Raw genomic sequence first — 19,936 nt, forward strand, 5'->3', positions numbered from 1 at the left:
CGTAGGAGTGAGCTTGCTCACGAAAGCAATGGTCCAGACGCCCTTTTTTATGGGATTTACTGGCCTCTTCGTGAGCAAGCTCACTCCCACCGGGAACGGACTCCGTCAAGGTGCCGCGAGCAATTCCACTGCAATACCGGATATGTCCGGCAGGCAGGTCAGCAGGTGGTCGCGCAGTTCCAGTACTCGCTGGCGCTTAAAGCTGTCCTGCAGCCAGACCAGGTAATAGGCATCTCCGGTGCCAACCGCCGAGTTGAACGGCAGAAAAACCTGGCCTTCGTTCAGGTCATCAGCGACTAGAAACAGATCGCCAATCGACACACCGTGCCCTCTGACCGCGGCGGTAATGCCCTGATCAAGCGTGTCGAACACCTTGCCTTTGCTCAACGTCACCTGACCGGAGAGGTCCATCCGGTTCAGCCAGCGCCGCCAGTCGCGGCGGTCGCTGGACGGATGGATAAGTTCAGCGGCCTGCAGCCTCTCTGTTCCCCACGGCTGGTCGCCTAACGTGTCTGCCGAGCAGATCGGGATCAGCCACTCATCGAACAGCTTGCAGGTTTCCACCTCGGCACCAAAGTTGCCATTGCCCAGCAGAATCGCGCAGTCGAAAGGCTCCGAATAGAAGTCCACGCTATCAAAGTCCATCCACACGCTGGACAGCTGAACCGGCAGGGCGGGCGCAGGCTTTTTGAAGGACTCCAGCGCGTGCAGCAGCCAGCGCATGGTCAGGGTGGACGGTGATTTGAGGCGCAGATTCGCGCCCTGACCCCGGAAGGGCTGGCAAGCGTCCTCGATAATCCGGAAGCCGATCTTGAGCTGGCTGGACAGCCGCCGGCCCTCGTCACTGAGCGAAAGCCGCGGGCCATTGCGTTCGAACAATCGACAGCCAAGGGTTTCTTCCAGGGTACGAATATGACGGCTGATGGCACTCTGGGTAAGAGATAGCTCCTGCGCAGCACGCGTAAATGAGCATGATCGGGCCGCTACTTCAAAGGCTCTCAGCGCGTAAAGAGGCGGTATACGTTCAGTCATGTGATAACTAACCATGATTATTTGTCATAGTAGGTTACACCTTTTTCCATTTTTCCGCGCACGCGTCTCCGGTCAGAATCGCCGGCTCGTCCACTGTCGTAAAAATCAAACAATAAGGCGGTGTTCTTATCTGCTGCGTGCGTGAGGGAATATGCTGCCCAAGTCCGAAAAGCTGTTGCGCCAATCTGTTGTAAGACATTTGCTGGAAAGTGACACCGCCCTGGAAATGGGCTGGCGGGTTCAGGCTTACAGGCAGTTCGAGCAGGTGCTGAGTGACAAGGGCTTCCCTTGTCTGTTTGGACGCCGTGCCAACAAGTCCGGAAGTTGTCTGCTGCTGTTCATCCCCTGTGAGAATGAGCAACAAGCGCTACGTGACGGCATGGAAGCGTACGTGAAGTTCGTTAATGACACACCACTTGAAGATCGCCTGTTCAACCCGTTGATTGTCATTTTCGAGAAAACCGATTTCAACAGCCTGGCCGAAGAACAGGCCTATGCCTGGGCCACCCTGCAACATTTACATGAAGGTGACCGATCACCCTGGCCGGCCAACGCCTGCACAGACCCTGAAGTGTTCGAGTGGACCTATCACTTCGCCGGACTGCCGATGTTCATCAACATGAGCTTTCCCCGTCACAGCGCGATGAAAAGCCGTTCGCTGGGTGGGCACATTGTGTTTGTGGTCAACCCTCGGGAGAACTTTGACGAGGTGGCAAGCGCCGAGACGGAAAGTGGTCGCAAGGTCAGGGAAAAGATTCGCCAGCGAATCGCCGATTACAACAACGGCGTGGTACCCGACACGCTGGGTTTTTTCGGCGACCGTAGCAGCCTGGAATGGAAGCAATATCAACTGTATGAAGAAGGCGGGCTTTCACTGTCCCGTTGTCCTCTGCACATCAAAGTCGACAAGACTGACCATTTGAACGAGCGTTGAGTACCCATGGATATATCGTTGCTGCTGATCTACATGTTCAGCGTGTTCATGCTGATCATCACCCCTGGTCCGGTGGTGGCACTGATCGTCAACACCAGCCTGGCGTGCGGGCCGAAACGCGCGATGTTGACGGCGCTGGGCACCAACTGGGCGTCACTGGTGCTGGTGTTGGTCGCGGCATTGATTCTGACGGGAACACTGTCGGTGAGCGTAAGCATGCTCAACTGGATCAGCCTGGTGGGCTGTTTCTTCATCGCTTACCTGTCGGTGCAGGCGCTGGAACAGGCGTTGCGTTACGCCCCGTCGCGGCCTGAAACAGCGCCAGCGCCGATGCCTGCGCATAGCAGGCACAGCGGGCTGGTGACCGGTTTTCTGGTCGGAATTTCCAATCCGAAGGACATCATCTTCTTCGTCTCGTTTTTCCCGCAGTTCATTCACGTCACCGAATCGTTCAAGGGCAGCATCGCCTTGTTGTCGTTGCTGTGGATCATCATTGATCTGTCTATCCTGTTCGCCTATATCTTCCTGATGCGCCAGAAACTGGCCTTGAAGTACAAGCGCAAGATCGAAGTCGCCTCCAGCGTGACCTTGCTGCTGATCGCGCTGGGCGGGATCCTCTATTCGGGCTCGACACTGTTGAATCAGTAAACGCCTGCGCCCATCAGCACTCGATCAGGTTGACCGCCAGGCCGCCGCGTGAGGTTTCCTTGTATTTGTCGTGCATGTCGGCGCCGGTGTCGCGCATGGTGCGGATGGCGTGGTCCAGCGAGATGTGATGCTCGCCGTCGCCGCGCAGGGCCATCTGGGCGGCATTGATGGCCTTCACGGCAGCAATCGCGTTGCGCTCGATGCAGGGGATCTGCACCAGCCCGCCGACAGGATCGCAGGTCAGCCCCAGATTATGCTCCAGGCCAATCTCGGCAGCGTTCTCCACCTGCTCGGGCGTTGCGCCGAGGATCTCTGCCAGACCGGCGGCGGCCATCGCGCAGGCCGATCCTACCTCACCCTGACAACCGACTTCGGCACCGGAAATCGAGGCGTTTTTCTTGCACAGAATGCCGACCGCAGCGGCGCTCAGGAAAAAGCGCACCACGTCATCGTCATTGGCCGTGGGTTTGAATTTCATGAAGTAGTGCAGCACGGCGGGCACGATGCCAGCCGCGCCGTTGGTGGGCGCCGTCACCATGCGCCCGCCTGCGGCGTTTTCTTCGTTGACCGCGAGGGCGAAAAGGTTGACCCATTCCATGGCGCTCAGCGTCGAGCCGATCACGTTGGGGTTATCGAGGTTCTGCAGGTTCTGATGCAGGCGGTAGGCACGCCGCCGCACGTTCAGGCCACCGGGCAGGATGCCGGTTTCCACCAGGCCCTTGTCGACGCAGGCGCGCATCGCGGCCCAGATCACCATGATCTTCTCGCGGATTTCTTCCTCGCTGCGCCAGACCTTCTCGTTGGCCATCATCAGTTCGGAAATGCTCATGCCGTGGGTCTTGCACAGCTTGAGCAACTGCGCGCCGCTGAAAAAATCATAGGGCAGGACGGTTGTGTCGTTGTCCAGCACGCCGCTGGCGGCCTGTTCGGCGTCGATCACAAAACCGCCGCCCACCGAATAGTAGGTCTGCTCGTAAAGTTCGCCGTTCTTGCCGTAGGCACACAGGGTCATGCCGTTGGGGTGGTAGGGGAGGCTTTCATCGAGCAGGCACATGTCCCGCTCCCAGACGAAGGTGATGGCCTGTTCGCCCGCCAGCATCAGCTGGTTATCGGCACGCAGTGCGTCGATGCGCTGGTTGACCTGGCTAGGGTCGATCTGATCCGGCCACTCACCCATCAGGCCCATGACTGTTGCGCGATCGCTGCCGTGACCGATGCCCGTGGCCGACAGAGAACCGTACAATCGCACCTCGATCCGTTCTACGCTGTGCAACCGGTTGTGGTTGCGCAGCTCGGTCACGAACAGCGCACCGGCGCGCATTGGCCCTACGGTGTGGGAACTGGACGGCCCGATGCCGATTTTGAACATGTCGAAGACGCTGATAGCCATCACGAAGGTCCTTCAGGTGAGATGATGCACGGGAATTTGGTATTCCCCTTTTTCTGTTACTCATCTTTGGCTTCGGCTGTCGAAACGACAAACGATTGTTGCTATGCAACGCTTTAGCGGAACTCTTCAATGAGCAGAATCTTCAACGCACAGATGCACGCCTGGCTACAGGTGTTCGCCTGCGCGGCCCGTCACCTGTCCTTCACCCGCTGCGCGGAAGAATTGCACGTCACCCCCGGCGCGATCAGTCAGCAGATGCGCCAGCTCGAGGAGCGCCTGGGCTTTGCGCTGTTTCACCGGGTCGGGCGCGGGCTTGAGCTGACCGCGGAAGGTCAGCGTCTGGCGGTGGTCGCCAACGAAGTGCAGAGCCGTATCAGCGAAGAACTGCGCCTGCTGTATTCCGGGCGTATCGGCGGGGTGTTCAAGCTGCGCTGCATTCCATCATTCCTGAGCAAATGGCTGATGCCGCGCCTGCCACGCTTGCAGGCAGCGTTTCCGGACATCCAGTTGCGGATCATTGCCGAGGACAGCAGCGGGTCGTTGCGTGATGACGATTTCGATCTGGCCATCGACCTGAACGACGGCAGCTATCCGGGGTTGTCGACTACGCCCTTGCTGGAGGAGGAGCTGTTTGCGGTCTGCTCGCCAGACCTGCTGGTAGGCAAGCCGCCGCTGGATACGCCCAGTCAGCTGGTGCACTTCCCGTTGCTGCACGACATCACCGCCTGGCGCGGCAGCTATGAATATGCGGAGTGGGAGTTCTACCTGACGGCCATCGGTGCCGATGGCATCGACGTGCGTCGCGGCCACACGTTCAATCGTAATCATCTGACCATCGACGCCGCGCGTATGGGTATGGGCGTGGCCATTGCACGCAAGGCGCTGATCACCGATGAGCTGGAGCAGGGCTTGCTGATCGTGCCGTTCGGCCATCCGATAAAGGCCAGAAAGAAATACGTGCTGGCCTATCGCGAAGGGGCGCTCAGCACCCCGTCACGTCGCGCAGTGCATGACTGGCTGGTGAACGAGGCGCTGGGCTGATTCGATCCGAATCATTCGGTGCGAATCAATGAAACAGCTCGGCGATCAATACCGCGCCAATGAACGTACCGAAGTTGGCCAGGAACGACACCAGCACAATCCGCCAGCCCAGGCGGCGGAAGGCCGGGAGGTCCTTGGCAATCGACAGGCCGGCGAAGGTCAGCATCGGGGTAATGACCGCCAGCAGGTTGATCGAGCTGGTGACTCGCGCAATCTCGGCGGCCCAGGGGCAGGCCGGCGAGGTCAGGAACATTGCTACCAGCGACACCATGCACACCGCGGGGATCTTGCGGCGAAGCAGGTTGCACAGCACCTCACCCGCGAAGGCGCAGAAAATCATGATGCCCATACCGGTGAGGGCATCGGCTGACAGGGTCTTGTAGCCGACATAGTTGGCAATCAGCGCCAGTGCACCCGCCGCTAGCCAGGCACTGATCTTGCCCGACCAGCCCAGCTCCGGCACCTCCAGCGACACGTCGCTGTGGCGCAGACCTTCCTCGCTCATGGACGCCTTGGTGGTGCGGCCGATCAGCGGCTCGAGCACACGGTAGCCCCAGACCGCCAGTGGCAGGGAGATGAACAGGGTGAAGTAGGTGCCGATGGTGGTGGTGATCAGGTTCGAGGCTGCCGCCAGAGTCATGACTTCCTTGGCGACTTCTGGTGTCTGTTGCGCGGCAATCGCCCCGGCAGCGGCGGCCATCATGCTGCCCGAGCCGATCCCTGAGCCCATCGCCAGCGAGTTGGGATGGAAGATCCCCAGGCTGGCGATAAACCCGGCGACAATCGCAATGAACAGCGCGCCGAACAGGGTGCCCGTCAGGTATTCGGCCAATACACCGCGACCCTCCGGAGAGTCCATGCCATAGCGTTCGCCGATGATTGCCAGGCTTGGTTCACGGCCGACCGAGAAGGTCGCACCGATGGCTTCGCGCTTGATACCGAGCATCAACGCCACCGGCAGACCGAGCACCACGGTGCCGACGAAGTGGCCGAACTCCTGAAACATCAGCGCCCATCCGGAAGCGAACACCACCGGCAGCGAGCCGCCGACCACCAGGCCGAGCTTGGCGATGAAAATCAGCAGGGCAGGTTGCAGGATGGAGGCCGAGCGCAATTGCGTACCGTGGTCGATACCAATGGTGCCTGGCATACGGCGACTGGCAAGGCCGATCATCGCGCCCAGCAGCAGCGCCCAGACCATCGGTAACAGCACCACTTTGCCGGGGCCCAGCGGGATACTGATGGCACCGATCATTTCGGCAATGATGAGGATAATGGCGGCCCAGACATACAGTTTCACCGTCGATGAAACGGCCTGATTGTCACCCGACACTGCAGCGTGTGAGTTTTGCATGATGATCCCCTTGCCTGCTGAATGGCCTTTTTCAGGCCTTATCAATCGTTATTCTGTTTTTCAGGTCGGCGCGGTGAAGCGCCAGGGCAGCGTTGAAAAGTCCATGAAGTCATGGAGACCGTTATCCGGCCAGGTATTTTTATGAGGTCTGAATGTGATCCAGACCCAGGCTGCTTCGAGCCTTTGCAAGGGGATCACCGGGTGCGCTATTTGAAGGGATGAGCCTTTGAATACGGCACTTTGCTGTCCACACGCAATCGCAGTATGCATAGCACGAGGTTGCACACCAATATTGCGAATTTTATTTATCGTTGCTTTAAACAGAACGCAGAACGCTAAGGGAATGTGACGCAGAGCGCTCATCATTATGCACAAGTCCGCTTTTGATTCTGGCCGAAGGCCGTAGGAGCGAACTCGTTCGCGAAGACGATGTTGGCTATCGTGCCGACGCTCCGCGTCGTCATGCCGTTCTGGACGCTCCGCGTCCTCTTGGCGACGCAGAGCGTCGAGACCTGCATTCCCACGCGGAGCGTGAGGAACGATAGTCTCAACTCCGTGCCGAAGCTCTGCGTCGATATGCACGGACAATCCGATTATCGTGCGACGCTCCGCGTCGTCATGCCGTTCCGGACGCTCCGCGTCCTCTTTGCGACGCAGAGCGTCGAGACCTGCATTCCCACGCGGAGCGTGAGGAACGATGATCTCAACTATCGTGCAGCCCCTGTCGCTCTCACTAATCAGTAGGCGGGACTGCTCAGTTCCAGCGCCCTGGCGCATTCCTCCAGTGAGCGCCGCTGGGTGTCGGCATACAGGTCCAGTTCGTTGAGCGTCCCGCGTCCCAGTGCCTGCTCGAAATCCTGCTGATTCGAATTCGTCGCGTAGTGCGCCTGTGCGTTATCGCCCAGGTTGGACTGGAAAATGCCCGCCGCACTGACCGGCAAAAAGTCTTCGTACACCAGTGGCTCGAAGCGCACGTGACCTGCTTCGACAAGCTGCTCCAGACTGCCGGATGCACGCTCGGCAATACCTGATTCGGTCGGGAAATAGCGGAAGTAGGCCAGGCCCTGCCTGCGCATTTCAGCGTGGCTGTCCGGAAACGCCTCGAACGTGTTTTCCAGCAGCTCGGCATAGCGCAGGGCATTCGCCTCATTGGGGAACTCACCCAGCGCGTCTCGGGCCTCGTTCAGCAGCCGGTCATACAGCTCGCGACCTTTGGGGGTCAGTGCAGCGCCACGCTGTTCGATCTCGCCGAAGCGTGCCGAGTGGCTACCCGACTGACTGCCACCCTGGCCCATGAAGGCAATCGGTTCTTCCAGCGCCTTGAAGCTGGTCTGGCGCAGCAGAATCGGGCACTGGCGACGTGGCGGCCCCTCGACCACCGCCTTCGGTGTGATGCCTTTGCCGGGCATACCGGCCTGAACCGCATCAATGTCCAGCGTGCGTGGCGTCAGGTGGTTGATGTGCGGACCTCGAAACGCCACCACATCGGCGATCAGGCGATGCTGAGTGTTCAGCTTCTGGTAGTCGTCCAGCGAAACGGTCGCCATGTTGTGCCAGCGAAAGGTTTCCAGCGCCTGCTGAATGAACTCGGCCGCATCGGTTTCGCTCAAGCCGCCGTCTGCTTCATGCTTGTCGATCAACGCCAGGGCGCCGGGCGTGAAGATACTGCGTTTGCCCAGCACCTGACCGGCGAACTCACGCAGGCTGTCGCTTTCGATCAGTTCCAGACGCAGCAACGAGGTGAACACGCGAAACGGACTGACCTGCAGCGCCTGCTCATGCACGGCGCGAAAGGCGGTGGAGTGAACCGGCACGCCGGCCGCGCTCAGGTCGTAGTAACCCACCGGCTGCATGCCCATGACCGCGAACAGGCGGGCGAGGGTGGCCAGTTCCTGTGCCGTGCCGACGCGGATTGCACCGTGCCGTTCCATATCCAGGCGCTGGATTTCACCGGTCTGGCGCAAACTGTCCAGCACGCTGCTGTCATGGTTCATGACCTGTTCGTTGACTTCACTCACCAGCGCCATCAGCGTGCCGTACAGCGGCACTTCGTGCTTGTACATCTGCGACATGGCGCGAGAAAAGCCCGCGCGGATCTGGTCCGGGTCGGCAAAGCGTGCTGTGCTCATCAGGGTGTTTTCTCCGTACGGGTTCAAGCCAGCGCTGCCAGGCAGCGCTCGAAAATATCCAGCCCTTCGTGCAGCACGTCGGGCTCGATGGTCAGCGGGATCAGCAGGCGGATGATGTGCCGCGACTTGCCGCTGGGCATCAGCAGCAGCCCGGCGTCCCTGGCCAAGCTCAGCAGCTCGGCGAGCTGTCGGGTGCCGGGCTCGCCCTCCGGCGTGATCAGTTCGATACCGCGCATGCAGCCGACACCGGTCAGCCTGCCCAGATACGGCGACAGTTTGCTCGTCCGCCAGGCTTCATAGCGTGAAACGATAGCGTGCTCCTGCTGCTCGCCCCAGCTGGACAGGTTGGCATCGGTCATCTGCGCCAGTGACGCGAGGCCCGCTGCGCAGCCGATCGGGTTACCGGAATACGTGCCGCCCAGGCCGCCCTTGGGCAGGTTGTCCAGCAACTGCCTGCGACCTACCACCGCGCCCAGCGGGATGCCGCCCGCAATGCTTTTGCCCAGCAGAATCAGATCCGGCTCGATGCCCAGACGACTGAACGCAAAACGCTGCCCGGTACGGCCGAAGCCGGACTGGATTTCATCGGCGATCAGCACGATGCCGTGTTTATCGCAGAACGCTCGCAGTGCCTGGGCAAAGTCCGGCTGCATGGCCAGAAAACCGCCTTCGCCCTGAACCGGTTCGAAGATGATGCAGCCCACGTCGTTGACGTCGATCTCGACGCTGAACAGCCGGTCCATGGCCTTGAGCGCCTGCTCGGTGGACACGCCGTTGTCCTTGCTGGGGAACGGAATGTGAAAGACCGGACCGGGCAGCACGCCGACTTTCTGTTTATAGGGCGCTACCTTGCCGTTGAGGTTCAGGGTCGCCAGCGTTCGGCCATGAAAGCCGCCGTCAAAGGCGATGACCGCCGTGCGGCCGGTGGCGCCGCGTACGATCTTCAGCGCATTTTCGGCCGCTTCCGCACCGCTGTTGGTGAGCATGCCGCTGAGGGGGTAACTGACCGGTACGAACTGCGTGAGCTGCTGCATGAAGCGGATATACGGGTCATGAGGCGTGGCGTTAAAGCAATAGTGGGTCAGCTTTGCCGCCTGATCCTGAATGGCCGTGACCACCTGCGGGTTGCAGTGCCCCAGATTGAGCACCCCGATGCCGCCGACAAAGTCGATATAGCGCTTGCCGGTGGTGTCCCAGACTTCGGCGTTGCGGCCGTGGGACAGCGTCATGTTGTGGACAAACGAAATGGATTCGCTGATGTGTTCGCTCATCGGCCTGGCCCTGACTCCGGGTGATCATGATGGCCTTATCCAAACAAACATCGGGCCGCGCTCGCAAACGAAATAAAATCACCGGGTCATTCCAATAATTCCCGATGTAAGGGCTTTTATGGCTATTAACGATCAGGAGTTCATTCCTAAAAGGAATCATGTTTTTCAAAAACGTCGTTTGTAGCCCGACCCTGAGTAGCTTGATACTGAGGTCATCGATGATTTCCACCGGGTTCATGACAGGAGAATCAACATGGTTGCCGAGTTATTAGCACGTCTGGGCGTAGCGAACAGTGCTCACACACAAGGGGACTATCCGGTTTACACCCCGATTGATGGCAGCCGGATTGCCTCGGTCACGCTTGAAGACAAGGCACAGGTCGTGGCGCGTATCGACAGCGCCCACAATGCGTTTCTAAAGTGGCGCACAGTACCGGCGCCACGGCGTGGCGAGCTGGTGCGGATCTTTGGTGAAGTGCTGCGTGAGCACAAGGCTGATCTGGGCGAACTGGTGTCGGTCGAGGCCGGCAAGATCACTCAGGAAGGTCTGGGTGAAGTGCAGGAAATGATCGACATCTGCGACTTTGCCGTCGGTCTGTCGCGTCAGTTGTACGGCCTGACCATCGCCTCCGAGCGTCCCGGTCATCACATGCGCGAAACCTGGCACCCGCTGGGTGTGGTCGGCGTGATCAGCGCGTTCAACTTTCCGGTTGCGGTCTGGGCCTGGAACACCACGCTGGCGCTGGTCTGCGGCAACCCGGTGATCTGGAAACCTTCGGAAAAGACTCCGCTGACGGCACTGGCCTGTCAGGCGCTGTTCGACAAGGCGCTGAAGATTTTCGGTGACGCGCCGGCAGCACTGGCGCAACTGGTGATCGGTGATCGTGACGCCGGTGAAGCGCTGGTCGACGACCCTCGCGTGCCACTGATCAGCGCCACCGGAAGCACCCGCATGGGCCGTGAAGTCGGGCCGCGTGTCGCCGCCCGTTTCGGGCGCAGCATTCTGGAGCTGGGCGGCAACAACGCGATGATTCTGGCCCCGAGCGCCGATCTGGACCTGGCCGTGCGCGGCATTCTGTTCAGTGCGGTAGGCACCGCCGGTCAGCGTTGCACCACGTTGCGCCGCCTGATTGTGCACCGCTCGATCAAGGACGAAGTGGTCGCCCGCGTCAAGGCAGCCTACGCCAAGGTGCGCGTCGGTGATCCGCGCGAAGGCAATCTGATCGGCCCGCTGATCGACCAGCAAGCGTTTTCGGCCATGCAGAACGCGCTGACCAAGGCCCGCGACGAAGGCGGCCAAGTGTTTGGTGGCGAGCGTCAGTTACAGGACAAATACCCGAACGGCTACTACGTCACGCCGGCCATTGCCGAAATGCCTGGCCAGAGCGAAGTCGTGCGTCACGAAACCTTCGCGCCGATTCTCTACGTGCTGGCTTACGACGACTTTGAAGAGGCCTTGCGCCTGAACAACGAAGTGCCGCAGGGCCTGTCGTCGTGCATTTTCACTACCGACCTGCGTGAGGCCGAGGCTTTCCAGAGTGCCGCGGGCAGCGATTGCGGTATTGCCAACGTCAATATCGGCACCAGCGGTGCGGAAATCGGCGGGGCATTTGGTGGCGAGAAGGAAACCGGTGGGGGGCGCGAATCCGGCTCCGATTCGTGGCGCGCCTACATGCGCCGGCAGACTAATACCGTCAACTACTCCCGCGAGTTGCCGCTGGCTCAGGGCATCGTTTTCGACTGATGTGAACCGGGCGCTTATTGCCGACATTGCTGGAGCTTTTCGATGGTGCAGTTTGCTGAAGGCTGTCTGTGGGAACAATTGACTCCGCAACGCCCGGTCAGCCCGGCCCTGAGCGGTGAGCGGAGCGCCGACGTGTGCATCATCGGCGCCGGGTTCACCGGTCTGTCGGCGGCGTTGCGCTTGCTGGAAGGCGGCAAGTCGGTGTGCGTGGTCGAAGCGCATCAGGTCGGGCATGGCGGTTCCGGACGCAACGTCGGTCTGGTGAATGCCGGGACCTGGGTGGCGCCCGATCAACTGGACAAGGTACTGGGCAGTGTCGAGGCCAGCCGATTGAATGGCGCGTTGGGCGCGGCGCCGGCACTGGTGTTCGCGACCATCGACAAGTACCGCATCGATTGTCAGGACACCCGCACCGGCAACCTGCACATGGCGCACAACGCCAAGGGTCTGGCTGATCTGCGTAGCCGTGCCGCACAGTGGCAACGGCGTGGTGCCAACGTTGAATTGCTGACCGGCAAACCCTGCGAAGACGCCTGTGGCACCGACAAGGTAAGCGGCGCCTTGCTCGATCATCGCGCAGGCACGGTGAACCCGATGGCTTATGTCTCGGGCATGGCGCTTAACGTGGTAGCGCAGGGTGGGCAAGTATTCGGTGATTCTCCTGTCAACGGTTTGCAACGCACCGCTGATGGCTGGAAGGTCTTTACTGCTGCGGGCAGTGTGCGCGCCGAGAAAGTAATCATCGCGTCCAATGCCTACACAGAGGGCGAGTGGACCGACATCAAGGATCACATCTTCGCTGGTTATTACTATCAGGTCGCTTCGCAGCCACTCAGCGGTGCCGAGCAGGCGCAGATTCTGCGCGGCGGGCAGGGTTCGTGGGACACGCGTACGGTGCTCAGCAATATTCGTCGCGACGCTCATGGGCGCCTGCTGCTGGGCAGTCTGGGTAACGCCGGCAATTATCCGCTGTGGTTCATTCGTCAGTGGGCGGATCGCGTCCAGCAGCATTACTTTCCGCAACTGGGCCGGGTCGAGTGGCAGAGCACCTGGACCGGGCGCATCGGCTTCACGCCGGACCACTTGCTGCGCCTCTTCGAACCTGCGCCAGGCTTGCTGGCGGCGACCGGTTTCAATGGCCGGGGGGTGACCACCGGGACACTGGTGGGCAAATGCTTTGCCGATTACCTGCTGAGCAACGACGCAGCTGCGCTGCCGGTGAGCTTTTCAAGCGGTAAAAAGGTTTCGGGCAGTTCGCTGCGCAGTCTGGCCTACGACGCGGGTTTCACCCTGTATCACGCCGGGCAATGCCTGCGCGTGGTGCTTTGAGCCAGGCAGGGTTCAGCTCGTCCTGCTCTTGATGCGCAGCTCTGCACACAGTCCGCCCTGCGCCGAGTTGCGCAGGTGCAGGCTGCTTTCCAGTTTGCGTACGATCATGTCGACGATCGCCAGCCCCAGTCCTGCGCCGTTGCTGTGACCCTGGCTGTAGAAGCGTTCGAACAGGCGAGCCTTCTGCTGTTCGTCGATACCAGGCCCAGCGTCTTCGACCGACAGGTGCGCGCTGCCATCTTCCTGGGCGTGCAGGGCAACGCGAATCTCGCTGGCGGTCGGGGCGAAATTCAGCGCATTGGTCAGCAGGTTCTGCAGGGCAATGGTGATGGCTGCCGGGTCGCTGCGGATCACGCAATCCTCGCCTTCTTCAAATACCAGATCGACGCGCTTCTCCAGTGCCAGCGGCGTGAGTTCGGCCATTTCCTCGCGTACCAGCGTGTTCAGCTCGAAGGTCTGTAACTGACTGACTTCAAGGCGCGGTTCCAGGCGTGCCATGGTCAATAGCTGACTGGCCAGGCGGGCGGCGCGGTCGACGCCATGCACGAGAAAGTCCAGCGCTTCCAGGCGTTGCTCCGGGGTTTCGGCCTGGCGCGCGTTCTGCGCGTGGATACGCAGGATGGTCAGCGGCGTGCGCAATTCGTGGGCCGCGTCAGCGATGAAGCGTCGCTCGCGTTCCAGCACACTTTCGATCTGGGTCAGCAGGCGGTTGAGCGCGTACTGCATGGGCTCCAGTTCTTTGGGCAGGGGCGTTACATCAAGCGGTTCCAGGCTCTCGGCATCGCGCTTGCGGATAACTCTGGCCATTGATTGCAGCGGGCGCAGGCCCCAGCCGATGGCCAGCCAGATCGCGACCACCAGCAGCGGCACACCGATCAGCGCCGGCCACAGCGTGTGACTGACAATGCGCTGAATCAGGTCCTGGCGTACGTCATCGCGCTCACCCACCCAGATCAGAAAACCCTGCTGTGGATCGGCGAGGAGAAAGCCGCACCACTCGTGCCCGTTTTCGACTAAGTCGTGGGAGCCTTCGGTTGCGGGAGGTGCGCTGAGCAGCGGGGCTTCGGCCGAGCGCACCAGCAGCTCGCCCGAGGTACGCCAGACCTGAAAGGTCAGCCGGGTTTCGTAGGGGTGGGCCACGCCGCTGGTGCCAACCCGGCTCATGGCCTGATCGAACGCCTGATACAGCTTGTCGAGATCCTGCTCACCCGCTGCGCGCTGACGTAGCACACCCTGCAGCAGACGCGCGCTCTGGGCCAGTTGTGCATCGTAGACTTCTTCGATTTCGTGATGGCTGTCGCGCAGGGCGAGCAGGCTGATCGTCAGGTCGCCGAGCAGCAACAGCATCAGTACCGGGATCAGAATACGCGCGCGTACCGAGGTCATGCCTTGAGCTCCAGCAGGTAGCCGACACCGCGCACGGTGCGGATCAGCTCGGTGGACAGTTTCTTGCGCAGGTTGTGAATCAGCACCTCCAGCGTGTTGCTTTCGACCTTGTCCTGCCAGCCGTACAGGGTATTGGACAAGCGCTCGCGGGTGACCACCTTGCCGGGACGGATCATCAGTTGATGCAGCAGCTGGTATTCCATCGGCGTCATCGGTACTTCACTGCCCTGAAAACTGACCTGTTGCGACGCCGGGTCGAGGCTGATGCCGGCGTGTTCCAGCAGCGGTTGCGCACGGCCCTGGCTGCGCCTGAGCAGGGCGCGGACCCGGGCTTTCAGTTCATCGACGTCGAATGGCTTGATCAGGTAGTCGTCCGCGCCGGCATCCAGACCAGCAATACGGTCGGCAGTCCCGTCGCGTGCGGTCAGGATCAGTACCGGCAAGGTAAGTGCTTCGGCGCGCAACTGGCGCAGCAGGTCCAGGCCATCCATGCGCGGCAGTCCAAGATCGAGCAGCAACAGGTCGAATGGCTCGCTGCGCAGGGCGTGCAGCGCGCTCAGCCCGTCCTCCAGCCAGTCGAGGGTATAGCCCTCGGTATTCAGGGCCACGCGGATGCCTTGACCAATGGCTCGATCATCCTCGACGAGAAGCAGGCGCATAGGGCTTTGACCGGTGAGTGTGGGGAAGGGCGCCATGATGCCGTCAGCAGGCAGCAGCGCGAAGTGCCGTGTGTCCGGGAAGATGTTACGAGCTATTACGTATTAAGCTTTTCCTAAGATTCGTTTCGCACAGTAGGCGCTCCTTAACTGCTTGCGAGTATTTGTCATGCGTAAAGTCCTGCTGATTTCCTTGTGTCTGGCCAGCCCGCTGGCACTTGCCGGCCCGCAATGCACCACGGCTGACAAGTCCCAATGGCAGGATCAGGCCAAATTCCAGGAGCAACTCAAGGCTCAGGGTTACGAGATCAGCAAGTTCAAGGTGACTGACGGCAACTGCTACGAAATCTATGGTTTCGACAAGGACAAGCGCAAGGTCGAGATCTATCACGATCCGGTGACGGGTAAAGCGGTGAAGACCGAGACCAAGTAATGAGCCGTGTTTCCCTGCGCCTGTGGGACCCGCTGGTCAGGCTGTTTCATGTCTCGATCGCGGGTGTCTTCGTTGCCAATTATTTCTTCAATGAAGCAGGTGGCGACTGGCACATCTGGCTGGGCTATTACGCGGTTGCCTGGCTGGCGGTGCGCGTGGTGTGGGGATTCATCGGGCCGCGCAGCGCACGCTGGAGCGATTTCTGGCCACATCCGGCGCGCCTGCGTGCGCACATCCGCTCGCTGATCGACCGGCGGCCGATGCATCGGCTCGGCCATTCCCCGCTCGGCGCGTTGGTCATGGTACTCATGATGGTGCTGATCTTCGGCATGGGCCTGACCGGTTTTCTGATGGAAGAAGTCGATGCCCTGTGGGGCGCCGACTGGCCGCAGGACATCCACGAAATTCTCGCCAACACTTTGTGTGCCTTGGTGGTGCTGCACATGGCCGCCGCCATCTTCGAAAGCGTTCAGGTGCGTGACAACCTGCCCTTGTCGATGCTGACAGGCAAGCGACGCCCGTTGCCCGAAGATCGCCATCGCTGAAACCACACCTTTGTTCCTCTTTACAGTGATGCCTCCCGATGCGTGTTATTTCCCGAAACCTGGCTGCATGGAGCGCAGGCCTGATTGTTGTGGCGATTTTTCTCAGTGCGTGGCTCAGCCATCCACAGCACCGTATTGCGCCGTTCGCGCTCAGCCCCGCGCCGGTTGGCGCTGAAAGCGTGGCGCCCAAGGCGTCCTACATTTCGCGTTTCGCGTCTTCCGATCTCGACGACTTCGTGCATTCCTCAGCCGTGACGGCATTGCCCGGTGGCGACCTGATGTCGGTGTGGTTCGCCGGTTCTCGCGAGGGCGCGGGCGACGTTGAAATACGCACCTCGCGCTTCGACGCGGCCAGTGGTGAGTGGGGCGGCGAGCAGGTGCTGGCAACCCGTGATTCCACCCAGTCGGGCACTGGTAAATACATCCGCAAACTGGGCAATCCGGTGATCGCCCTGGCTCCGGACAATCGCCTGTGGCTGTTCTACGTTTCAGTCTCGGTCGGCGGCTGGGCGGGCAGTACGGTCAACGCCATGGTCTCCAGCGACATGGGCTCCAGCTGGTCGCCGCCGTGGCAACTGGTGACAACCCCGTTTCTGAACATCAGTACGCTGGTGCGCGGCGCGCCGGTGTTTCATGCCGACGGTTCGATCGGCCTGCCGGTCTATCATGAGTTTCTCGGCAAGTTTGCCGAATACCTGTACCTGAGCGCCGACGGTGAAGTGATCGACAAGTTTCGCATCAGCCGTGGCAACAATTCCCTGCAGCCCACCGTCGTGCCTTTGGACGGGCAGCGCGCCGTGGCCTTGTTGCGCTATGCCGGTGAGACGTTCCACCGGGTGCTGGCCAGCCGCACCGAAGACGGCGGGCAGAGCTGGAGCGAGCCGTATCCGTTGACCCCGAGCAACCCCAATTCTTCGCTGGCTGCGGTCGGTGTGCCAGGCAAGGGGCTGCTCGTGGCGCTCAACGACCTGCGCGAGGGGCGCTTTAAACTCAGTCTGTACGGTACTGACGAGGAGATGAACGTCTGGAGGCCACTGATGGATTTCGACAAGTCGCCCGATCCGCTGGGCACACCGTTTACCCTCGAAGCATACAAGGAGGTGATCGGCGAGGGCTTCCGCAGTTCCAGTGGCGCCCTGCGTCAACCGATGGAAGAGGCGTTTCTGAGCAATCTGGACCAGCGCGTCTGCTCGCCCCAGGGCTGCGACTTCGAATACGAATACCCGTACTTCATCCGCAGCCCGGACGGCCTGTATCACCTGGTCTACTCATGGAATAACACCTTCATCAAGCATGTCAGCTTCAACGAGGCCTGGCTGGCGGAGCAACTTTTATGATCGCGTTGGGATTGGCTCATCTGGCATTTGCCTGGACCCTGTTTGTGCTGTTGGCGCCCTTGACCGCATCGTTATGGTGGCGCTGCGGCCTGCTGGCTGCCGTCTCGCTAGTGAGTGTGATCTCGATCGACGGGCTGTCGATGGCGTCCTATGCCCGCAGCCTGACCGATGACCTGGCCATCAGCAGCCTGGTGCTGCTGGGCTGGCTGACCCTGCAGCGACTGGGTGTGCTCAGGCCGATGGCAGTGTCCAGGCGCGGGCTGATGCTGTTGGTGTTCGCTGCGCTGGCACTGACTTTGTACCCGGCCACGCTGGGCCTGACGTATTTCGATCCGTACCGCTGGGGCTACAACCCGCGGCCGATGATCATGGTTGTCGCTGTCATCGCGCTGGGGCTGGTCTTTATGCGCAATGCGCTGGCCGTCGTGATGCTCAGCGCAGCGACGCTGGCCTTCACTTTCCGCATCAAGCCATCGGAAAATTATTGGGATTACCTGATCGACCCGCTGCTTGGCCTTTACTGCTGTGGGGCCTTGCTGGTCCTGGCTGTCCGGTTTGTTTATCGCCGCACAATGGAGACGCGCCGTCCGGCGGCTCTGTCTGCCGGCAATGTCTAGAGGAATGACGATGAGTTGGTTGCAATCGCGACGCCTGCATTATTGGCTGGGCGCGGTCATGGTGGTGTTCCTGCTGTCGGCGTTGCTGAGGGGCGTGTTCTTCTACGGGTTTTCCGGTATCGAACCGGGCACGCTGTTCACGCATGGCGAGGTCGCAAAGACGCTCGGCATCGGTTTGCGCTTCGACCTGCGCCTGGCGCTGCTGATACTGCTGCCGGTCGCGGTGCTGCTCTGGATGCCAGGTTGTAACCTGATCAGCGTGCGTGCCCTGCGCTGCCTGGCGCGGGGCTATCTGATCGTGGCGCTGGCGATTCTGACAATGATTTACATCGTCGACTTCGGCCATTACGCCTATCTCGGGGTCAGGCTCAACGCCAGCGTGCTGCGCTATCTGGAGGATGCGCAGATTTCCCGGGACATGCTTTGGCAGACTTATCCAGTATTCTGGATCACTGTCGGCTGGCTGCTCACTGTCGCAGTGCTCGGCTGGGCATTGATCAGGCTTGAACGTGCCACCCTGGACCGTGAGGCCAGACCGATCAAACGCGGGTCCGTGGTCTGGGGTTCGGCGCTGATGGTCTGTGCAACCTTCCTCGGCCTGCTGGGCCGGGTCGAGAATCTCAATCTGGAAAACCCGGTACCGTTGCGCTGGAGCGATGCGTTCTTCTCAGGCAACAGCCAGGTGGCGGCACTGGGGCTCAACCCGGCGCTGTTCCTGTACGACACGCTCAAGGTCTCCCAGTCGAACTTCGACGAACCCGAGGTGCGCAAGCACTATGAGCGGGTCGCGCGTTATCTGGGCGTCCGGCAGCCAGATGTACAGGGATTGAGTTTCAAGCGTCACCAGACCGTGCAGCCCTACCGGCTGCCGGGCGAGCGGCCGCCGAATGTCATGTTCGTCATGCTCGAATCGCTGGGCACCAGTGCTGTCGGTGCCTACGGTAACCCGTTGAACCCGACGCCAAACCTGGACCATCTGGCCACTCAAAGCTGGTTCTTCAAGCACTTTTACGTACCGGTGACCGGCACTGCGAAAACGGTCTGGGCGAGCATCACCGGGGTGCCTGACGTGACACGGCAGGAGACCGCCACGCGCCATCCGCTGCTCACACGGCAAAACACCATCATCAATGACTTCAAGGGGTACGAGAAGCTGTACATGATTGGTGGCAATTCCGGCTGGGCCAACATGAACGCCTTGATCCGTCGCAGTATCAACGACGTACGGCTGTACGACGAGCGCGACTGGAAGTCACCGCAAGTGGATGTCTGGGGGATTTCCGACCTGGATCTGTTCAAGGAGAGCGACCGGATCCTGCGTGCGTTGCCAGCCGACAAACCGTTCTTTGCCTATGTGCAGACTGCGGGCAATCACCGGCCGTTTACCATTCCGAAGGACAACGACGGTTTTCAGGTCAGCGACAGGACCGTGGAGCAGGTCCAGGCCGCCGGTTCGCGTAGCGTGGAGCAGTACAACGCCGTGCGCCTGCTGGATTTCAACATCGGACGGTTGATGGAACTGGCCAAGGCGGGCGGTTACTACGAAAACACCATCTTCGTGCTGTTTGGCGATCACAACACGCGCATCAGCCAGATCCCGCACATGGCGCCGGCGTTCGAGCAACTGGGCCTGGAGAGCAACAACGTTCCGCTGTTGATTCACGCCCCCGGCCTGCTGGGCACACGCGTTGTCGACGAAGCGGTCGGTCTCGCCGACCTGCTGCCGACACTGGCGGGGATGGCCGGAATGGACTTCACCAGCGGCACCATGGGTCGTGACATTCAGCAAGCGGCTCCGGAAGGTGAACGTGTGGTGCCGCTGGTACTGCGCGAAGGTACGTTCCCGCTGATCGGCGGTGTCACGCGCAACTACCTGCTGCAAATGGAGCACGACGGCAGTTCGCCAACGCTCCATGACCTGTCTTCACCCACGCCGCTGGACAACGTCGCCGAACAGAACCCGCAAGAGTTCGAACGGCTGCGCGACCTCACCCGCGGTCTGCATGAAACCTCGCGAATGATGCTGTATCAGAACGTGCGTTGACGAAGCGAACCGGCCTTTGTCAGCGTTGCTACGCAAGCCGCTGGTC

The 19,936-nt window shown here is 60.7% G+C and carries 18 protein-coding genes; 10 read left to right on the top strand and 8 right to left on the bottom strand.

Features of this window, described 5'->3' with window-relative positions; translation table 11 throughout:
• Positions 1-105: 105 nt before the first annotated feature.
• Positions 106-1,032 carry a LysR family transcriptional regulator gene (locus LCH65_RS05380; RefSeq protein ID WP_032609679.1) on the bottom strand — a complete coding sequence of 309 codons (927 nt, stop codon included), beginning with the start codon at positions 1,030-1,032 and terminating at the stop codon, positions 106-108.
• Between the two features lie 151 nt (positions 1,033-1,183).
• Between LCH65_RS05380 and LCH65_RS05385 the strand changes: the two genes are divergently transcribed.
• Positions 1,184-1,966: a YqcI/YcgG family protein gene (locus tag LCH65_RS05385; protein WP_003434618.1), complete on the top strand. Its 783-nt coding sequence runs from the start codon at positions 1,184-1,186 to the stop codon at positions 1,964-1,966.
• Positions 1,967-1,972: 6 nt separating this feature from the next.
• Positions 1,973-2,614, top strand: coding sequence for a LysE family translocator (locus LCH65_RS05390; RefSeq protein WP_003434619.1), 642 nt, complete (start codon positions 1,973-1,975; stop codon positions 2,612-2,614).
• A gap of 13 nt (positions 2,615-2,627) precedes the next feature.
• On the opposite strand, the gene LCH65_RS05395 is transcribed toward LCH65_RS05390, so the two are convergent.
• Entirely contained in the window at positions 2,628-4,004 is a 1,377-nt protein-coding gene (locus LCH65_RS05395) for an L-serine ammonia-lyase (RefSeq protein WP_003369966.1), read from the bottom strand.
• Between the two features lie 129 nt (positions 4,005-4,133).
• Between LCH65_RS05395 and LCH65_RS05400 the strand changes: the two genes are divergently transcribed.
• The gene (locus LCH65_RS05400; RefSeq protein WP_003314779.1) at positions 4,134-5,045 is read left to right on the top strand and encodes a LysR substrate-binding domain-containing protein; all 912 of its coding nucleotides are present in this window, start codon (positions 4,134-4,136) and stop codon (positions 5,043-5,045) included.
• A 25-nt stretch (positions 5,046-5,070) separates the two neighbouring features.
• Here LCH65_RS05400 and LCH65_RS05405 read toward each other — a convergent pair whose 3' ends face one another.
• The 4 genes from LCH65_RS05405 to LCH65_RS05420 all read right to left on the bottom strand — a co-directional run bounded on the left by LCH65_RS05405 (position 5,071) and on the right by LCH65_RS05420 (position 9,799).
• A complete protein-coding gene (locus tag LCH65_RS05405; protein WP_003434622.1) occupies positions 5,071-6,399 on the bottom strand; it encodes a DUF3100 domain-containing protein in 1,329 nt (442 codons plus the stop codon).
• A gap of 60 nt (positions 6,400-6,459) precedes the next feature.
• A complete protein-coding gene (locus LCH65_RS05410; RefSeq protein ID WP_223272531.1) occupies positions 6,460-6,765 on the bottom strand; it encodes a hypothetical protein in 306 nt (101 codons plus the stop codon).
• Between the two features lie 371 nt (positions 6,766-7,136).
• Complete coding sequence (locus LCH65_RS05415; protein ID WP_054080898.1) at positions 7,137-8,528, bottom strand: VOC family protein; 1,392 nt, start codon at positions 8,526-8,528, stop codon at positions 7,137-7,139.
• A gap of 23 nt (positions 8,529-8,551) precedes the next feature.
• Complete coding sequence (locus tag LCH65_RS05420; protein WP_054080899.1) at positions 8,552-9,799, bottom strand: aspartate aminotransferase family protein; 1,248 nt, start codon at positions 9,797-9,799, stop codon at positions 8,552-8,554.
• Between the two features lie 253 nt (positions 9,800-10,052).
• Here LCH65_RS05420 and LCH65_RS05425 point away from each other — a divergent pair, with 253 nt between their 5' ends.
• Entirely contained in the window at positions 10,053-11,543 is a 1,491-nt protein-coding gene (locus tag LCH65_RS05425) for an aldehyde dehydrogenase family protein (RefSeq protein WP_003434633.1), read from the top strand.
• Positions 11,544-11,585: 42 nt separating this feature from the next.
• A complete protein-coding gene (locus tag LCH65_RS05430; RefSeq protein WP_058397075.1) occupies positions 11,586-12,872 on the top strand; it encodes an FAD-binding oxidoreductase in 1,287 nt (428 codons plus the stop codon).
• Between the two features lie 12 nt (positions 12,873-12,884).
• On the opposite strand, the gene LCH65_RS05435 is transcribed toward LCH65_RS05430, so the two are convergent.
• The gene (locus LCH65_RS05435; protein ID WP_003434638.1) at positions 12,885-14,258 is read right to left on the bottom strand and encodes a sensor histidine kinase; all 1,374 of its coding nucleotides are present in this window, start codon (positions 14,256-14,258) and stop codon (positions 12,885-12,887) included.
• Entirely contained in the window at positions 14,255-14,917 is a 663-nt protein-coding gene (locus tag LCH65_RS05440; protein ID WP_003349281.1) for a response regulator, read from the bottom strand. The genes LCH65_RS05435 and LCH65_RS05440 overlap by 4 nt, the downstream gene beginning before the upstream one ends.
• Before the next feature lie 166 nt (positions 14,918-15,083).
• Here LCH65_RS05440 and LCH65_RS05445 point away from each other — a divergent pair, with 166 nt between their 5' ends.
• From LCH65_RS05445 to LCH65_RS05465, 5 genes are read left to right on the top strand one after another with little or no spacing between them, the layout of a single operon-like run.
• Positions 15,084-15,347, top strand: a complete 264-nt coding sequence (locus LCH65_RS05445; RefSeq protein WP_003349279.1) for a PepSY domain-containing protein — start codon at positions 15,084-15,086, stop codon at positions 15,345-15,347.
• The gene (locus LCH65_RS05450; protein WP_003369989.1) at positions 15,347-15,892 is read left to right on the top strand and encodes a cytochrome b/b6 domain-containing protein; all 546 of its coding nucleotides are present in this window, start codon (positions 15,347-15,349) and stop codon (positions 15,890-15,892) included. Before LCH65_RS05445 ends, LCH65_RS05450 begins: the two co-directional genes overlap by 1 nt.
• A 38-nt stretch (positions 15,893-15,930) precedes the next feature.
• Positions 15,931-17,229, top strand: a complete 1,299-nt coding sequence (locus LCH65_RS05455) for a sialidase family protein (protein ID WP_058397073.1) — start codon at positions 15,931-15,933, stop codon at positions 17,227-17,229.
• Positions 17,226-17,846, top strand: a complete 621-nt coding sequence (locus LCH65_RS05460) for a hypothetical protein (RefSeq protein WP_072364894.1) — start codon at positions 17,226-17,228, stop codon at positions 17,844-17,846. The genes LCH65_RS05455 and LCH65_RS05460 overlap by 4 nt, the downstream gene beginning before the upstream one ends.
• Positions 17,847-17,856: 10 nt before the next feature.
• Complete coding sequence (locus tag LCH65_RS05465; RefSeq protein WP_226439215.1) at positions 17,857-19,890, top strand: LTA synthase family protein; 2,034 nt, start codon at positions 17,857-17,859, stop codon at positions 19,888-19,890.
• The last annotated feature ends 46 nt before the right edge of the window (positions 19,891-19,936 follow it).

The sequence above is a fragment of the Pseudomonas sp. MWU16-30316 genome (assembly GCF_020515645.1).
Classification (GTDB): Bacteria; Pseudomonadota; Gammaproteobacteria; order Pseudomonadales; family Pseudomonadaceae; genus Aquipseudomonas; species Aquipseudomonas cerasi.

Coding starts and splice junctions, on each gene's coding strand:
- LCH65_RS05425 (WP_003434633.1), top strand. CDS start 10,053: ATGGTTGCCGAGTTATTAGCACGTCTGGGCGTAGCGAACAGTGCTCAC.
- LCH65_RS05410 (WP_223272531.1), bottom strand. CDS start 6,765: ATGATGAGCGCTCTGCGTCACATTCCCTTAGCGTTCTGCGTTCTGTTT.
- LCH65_RS05445 (WP_003349279.1), top strand. CDS start 15,084: ATGCGTAAAGTCCTGCTGATTTCCTTGTGTCTGGCCAGCCCGCTGGCA.
- LCH65_RS05435 (WP_003434638.1), bottom strand. CDS start 14,258: ATGACCTCGGTACGCGCGCGTATTCTGATCCCGGTACTGATGCTGTTG.
- LCH65_RS05415 (WP_054080898.1), bottom strand. CDS start 8,528: ATGAGCACAGCACGCTTTGCCGACCCGGACCAGATCCGCGCGGGCTTT.
- LCH65_RS05395 (WP_003369966.1), bottom strand. CDS start 4,004: ATGGCTATCAGCGTCTTCGACATGTTCAAAATCGGCATCGGGCCGTCC.
- LCH65_RS05385 (WP_003434618.1), top strand. CDS start 1,184: ATGCTGCCCAAGTCCGAAAAGCTGTTGCGCCAATCTGTTGTAAGACAT.
- LCH65_RS05400 (WP_003314779.1), top strand. CDS start 4,134: ATGAGCAGAATCTTCAACGCACAGATGCACGCCTGGCTACAGGTGTTC.
- LCH65_RS05390 (WP_003434619.1), top strand. CDS start 1,973: ATGGATATATCGTTGCTGCTGATCTACATGTTCAGCGTGTTCATGCTG.
- LCH65_RS05460 (WP_072364894.1), top strand. CDS start 17,226: ATGATCGCGTTGGGATTGGCTCATCTGGCATTTGCCTGGACCCTGTTT.
- LCH65_RS05405 (WP_003434622.1), bottom strand. CDS start 6,399: ATGCAAAACTCACACGCTGCAGTGTCGGGTGACAATCAGGCCGTTTCA.
- LCH65_RS05465 (WP_226439215.1), top strand. CDS start 17,857: ATGAGTTGGTTGCAATCGCGACGCCTGCATTATTGGCTGGGCGCGGTC.
- LCH65_RS05450 (WP_003369989.1), top strand. CDS start 15,347: ATGAGCCGTGTTTCCCTGCGCCTGTGGGACCCGCTGGTCAGGCTGTTT.
- LCH65_RS05430 (WP_058397075.1), top strand. CDS start 11,586: ATGGTGCAGTTTGCTGAAGGCTGTCTGTGGGAACAATTGACTCCGCAA.
- LCH65_RS05380 (WP_032609679.1), bottom strand. CDS start 1,032: ATGACTGAACGTATACCGCCTCTTTACGCGCTGAGAGCCTTTGAAGTA.
- LCH65_RS05440 (WP_003349281.1), bottom strand. CDS start 14,917: ATGCGCCTGCTTCTCGTCGAGGATGATCGAGCCATTGGTCAAGGCATC.
- LCH65_RS05455 (WP_058397073.1), top strand. CDS start 15,931: ATGCGTGTTATTTCCCGAAACCTGGCTGCATGGAGCGCAGGCCTGATT.
- LCH65_RS05420 (WP_054080899.1), bottom strand. CDS start 9,799: ATGAGCGAACACATCAGCGAATCCATTTCGTTTGTCCACAACATGACG.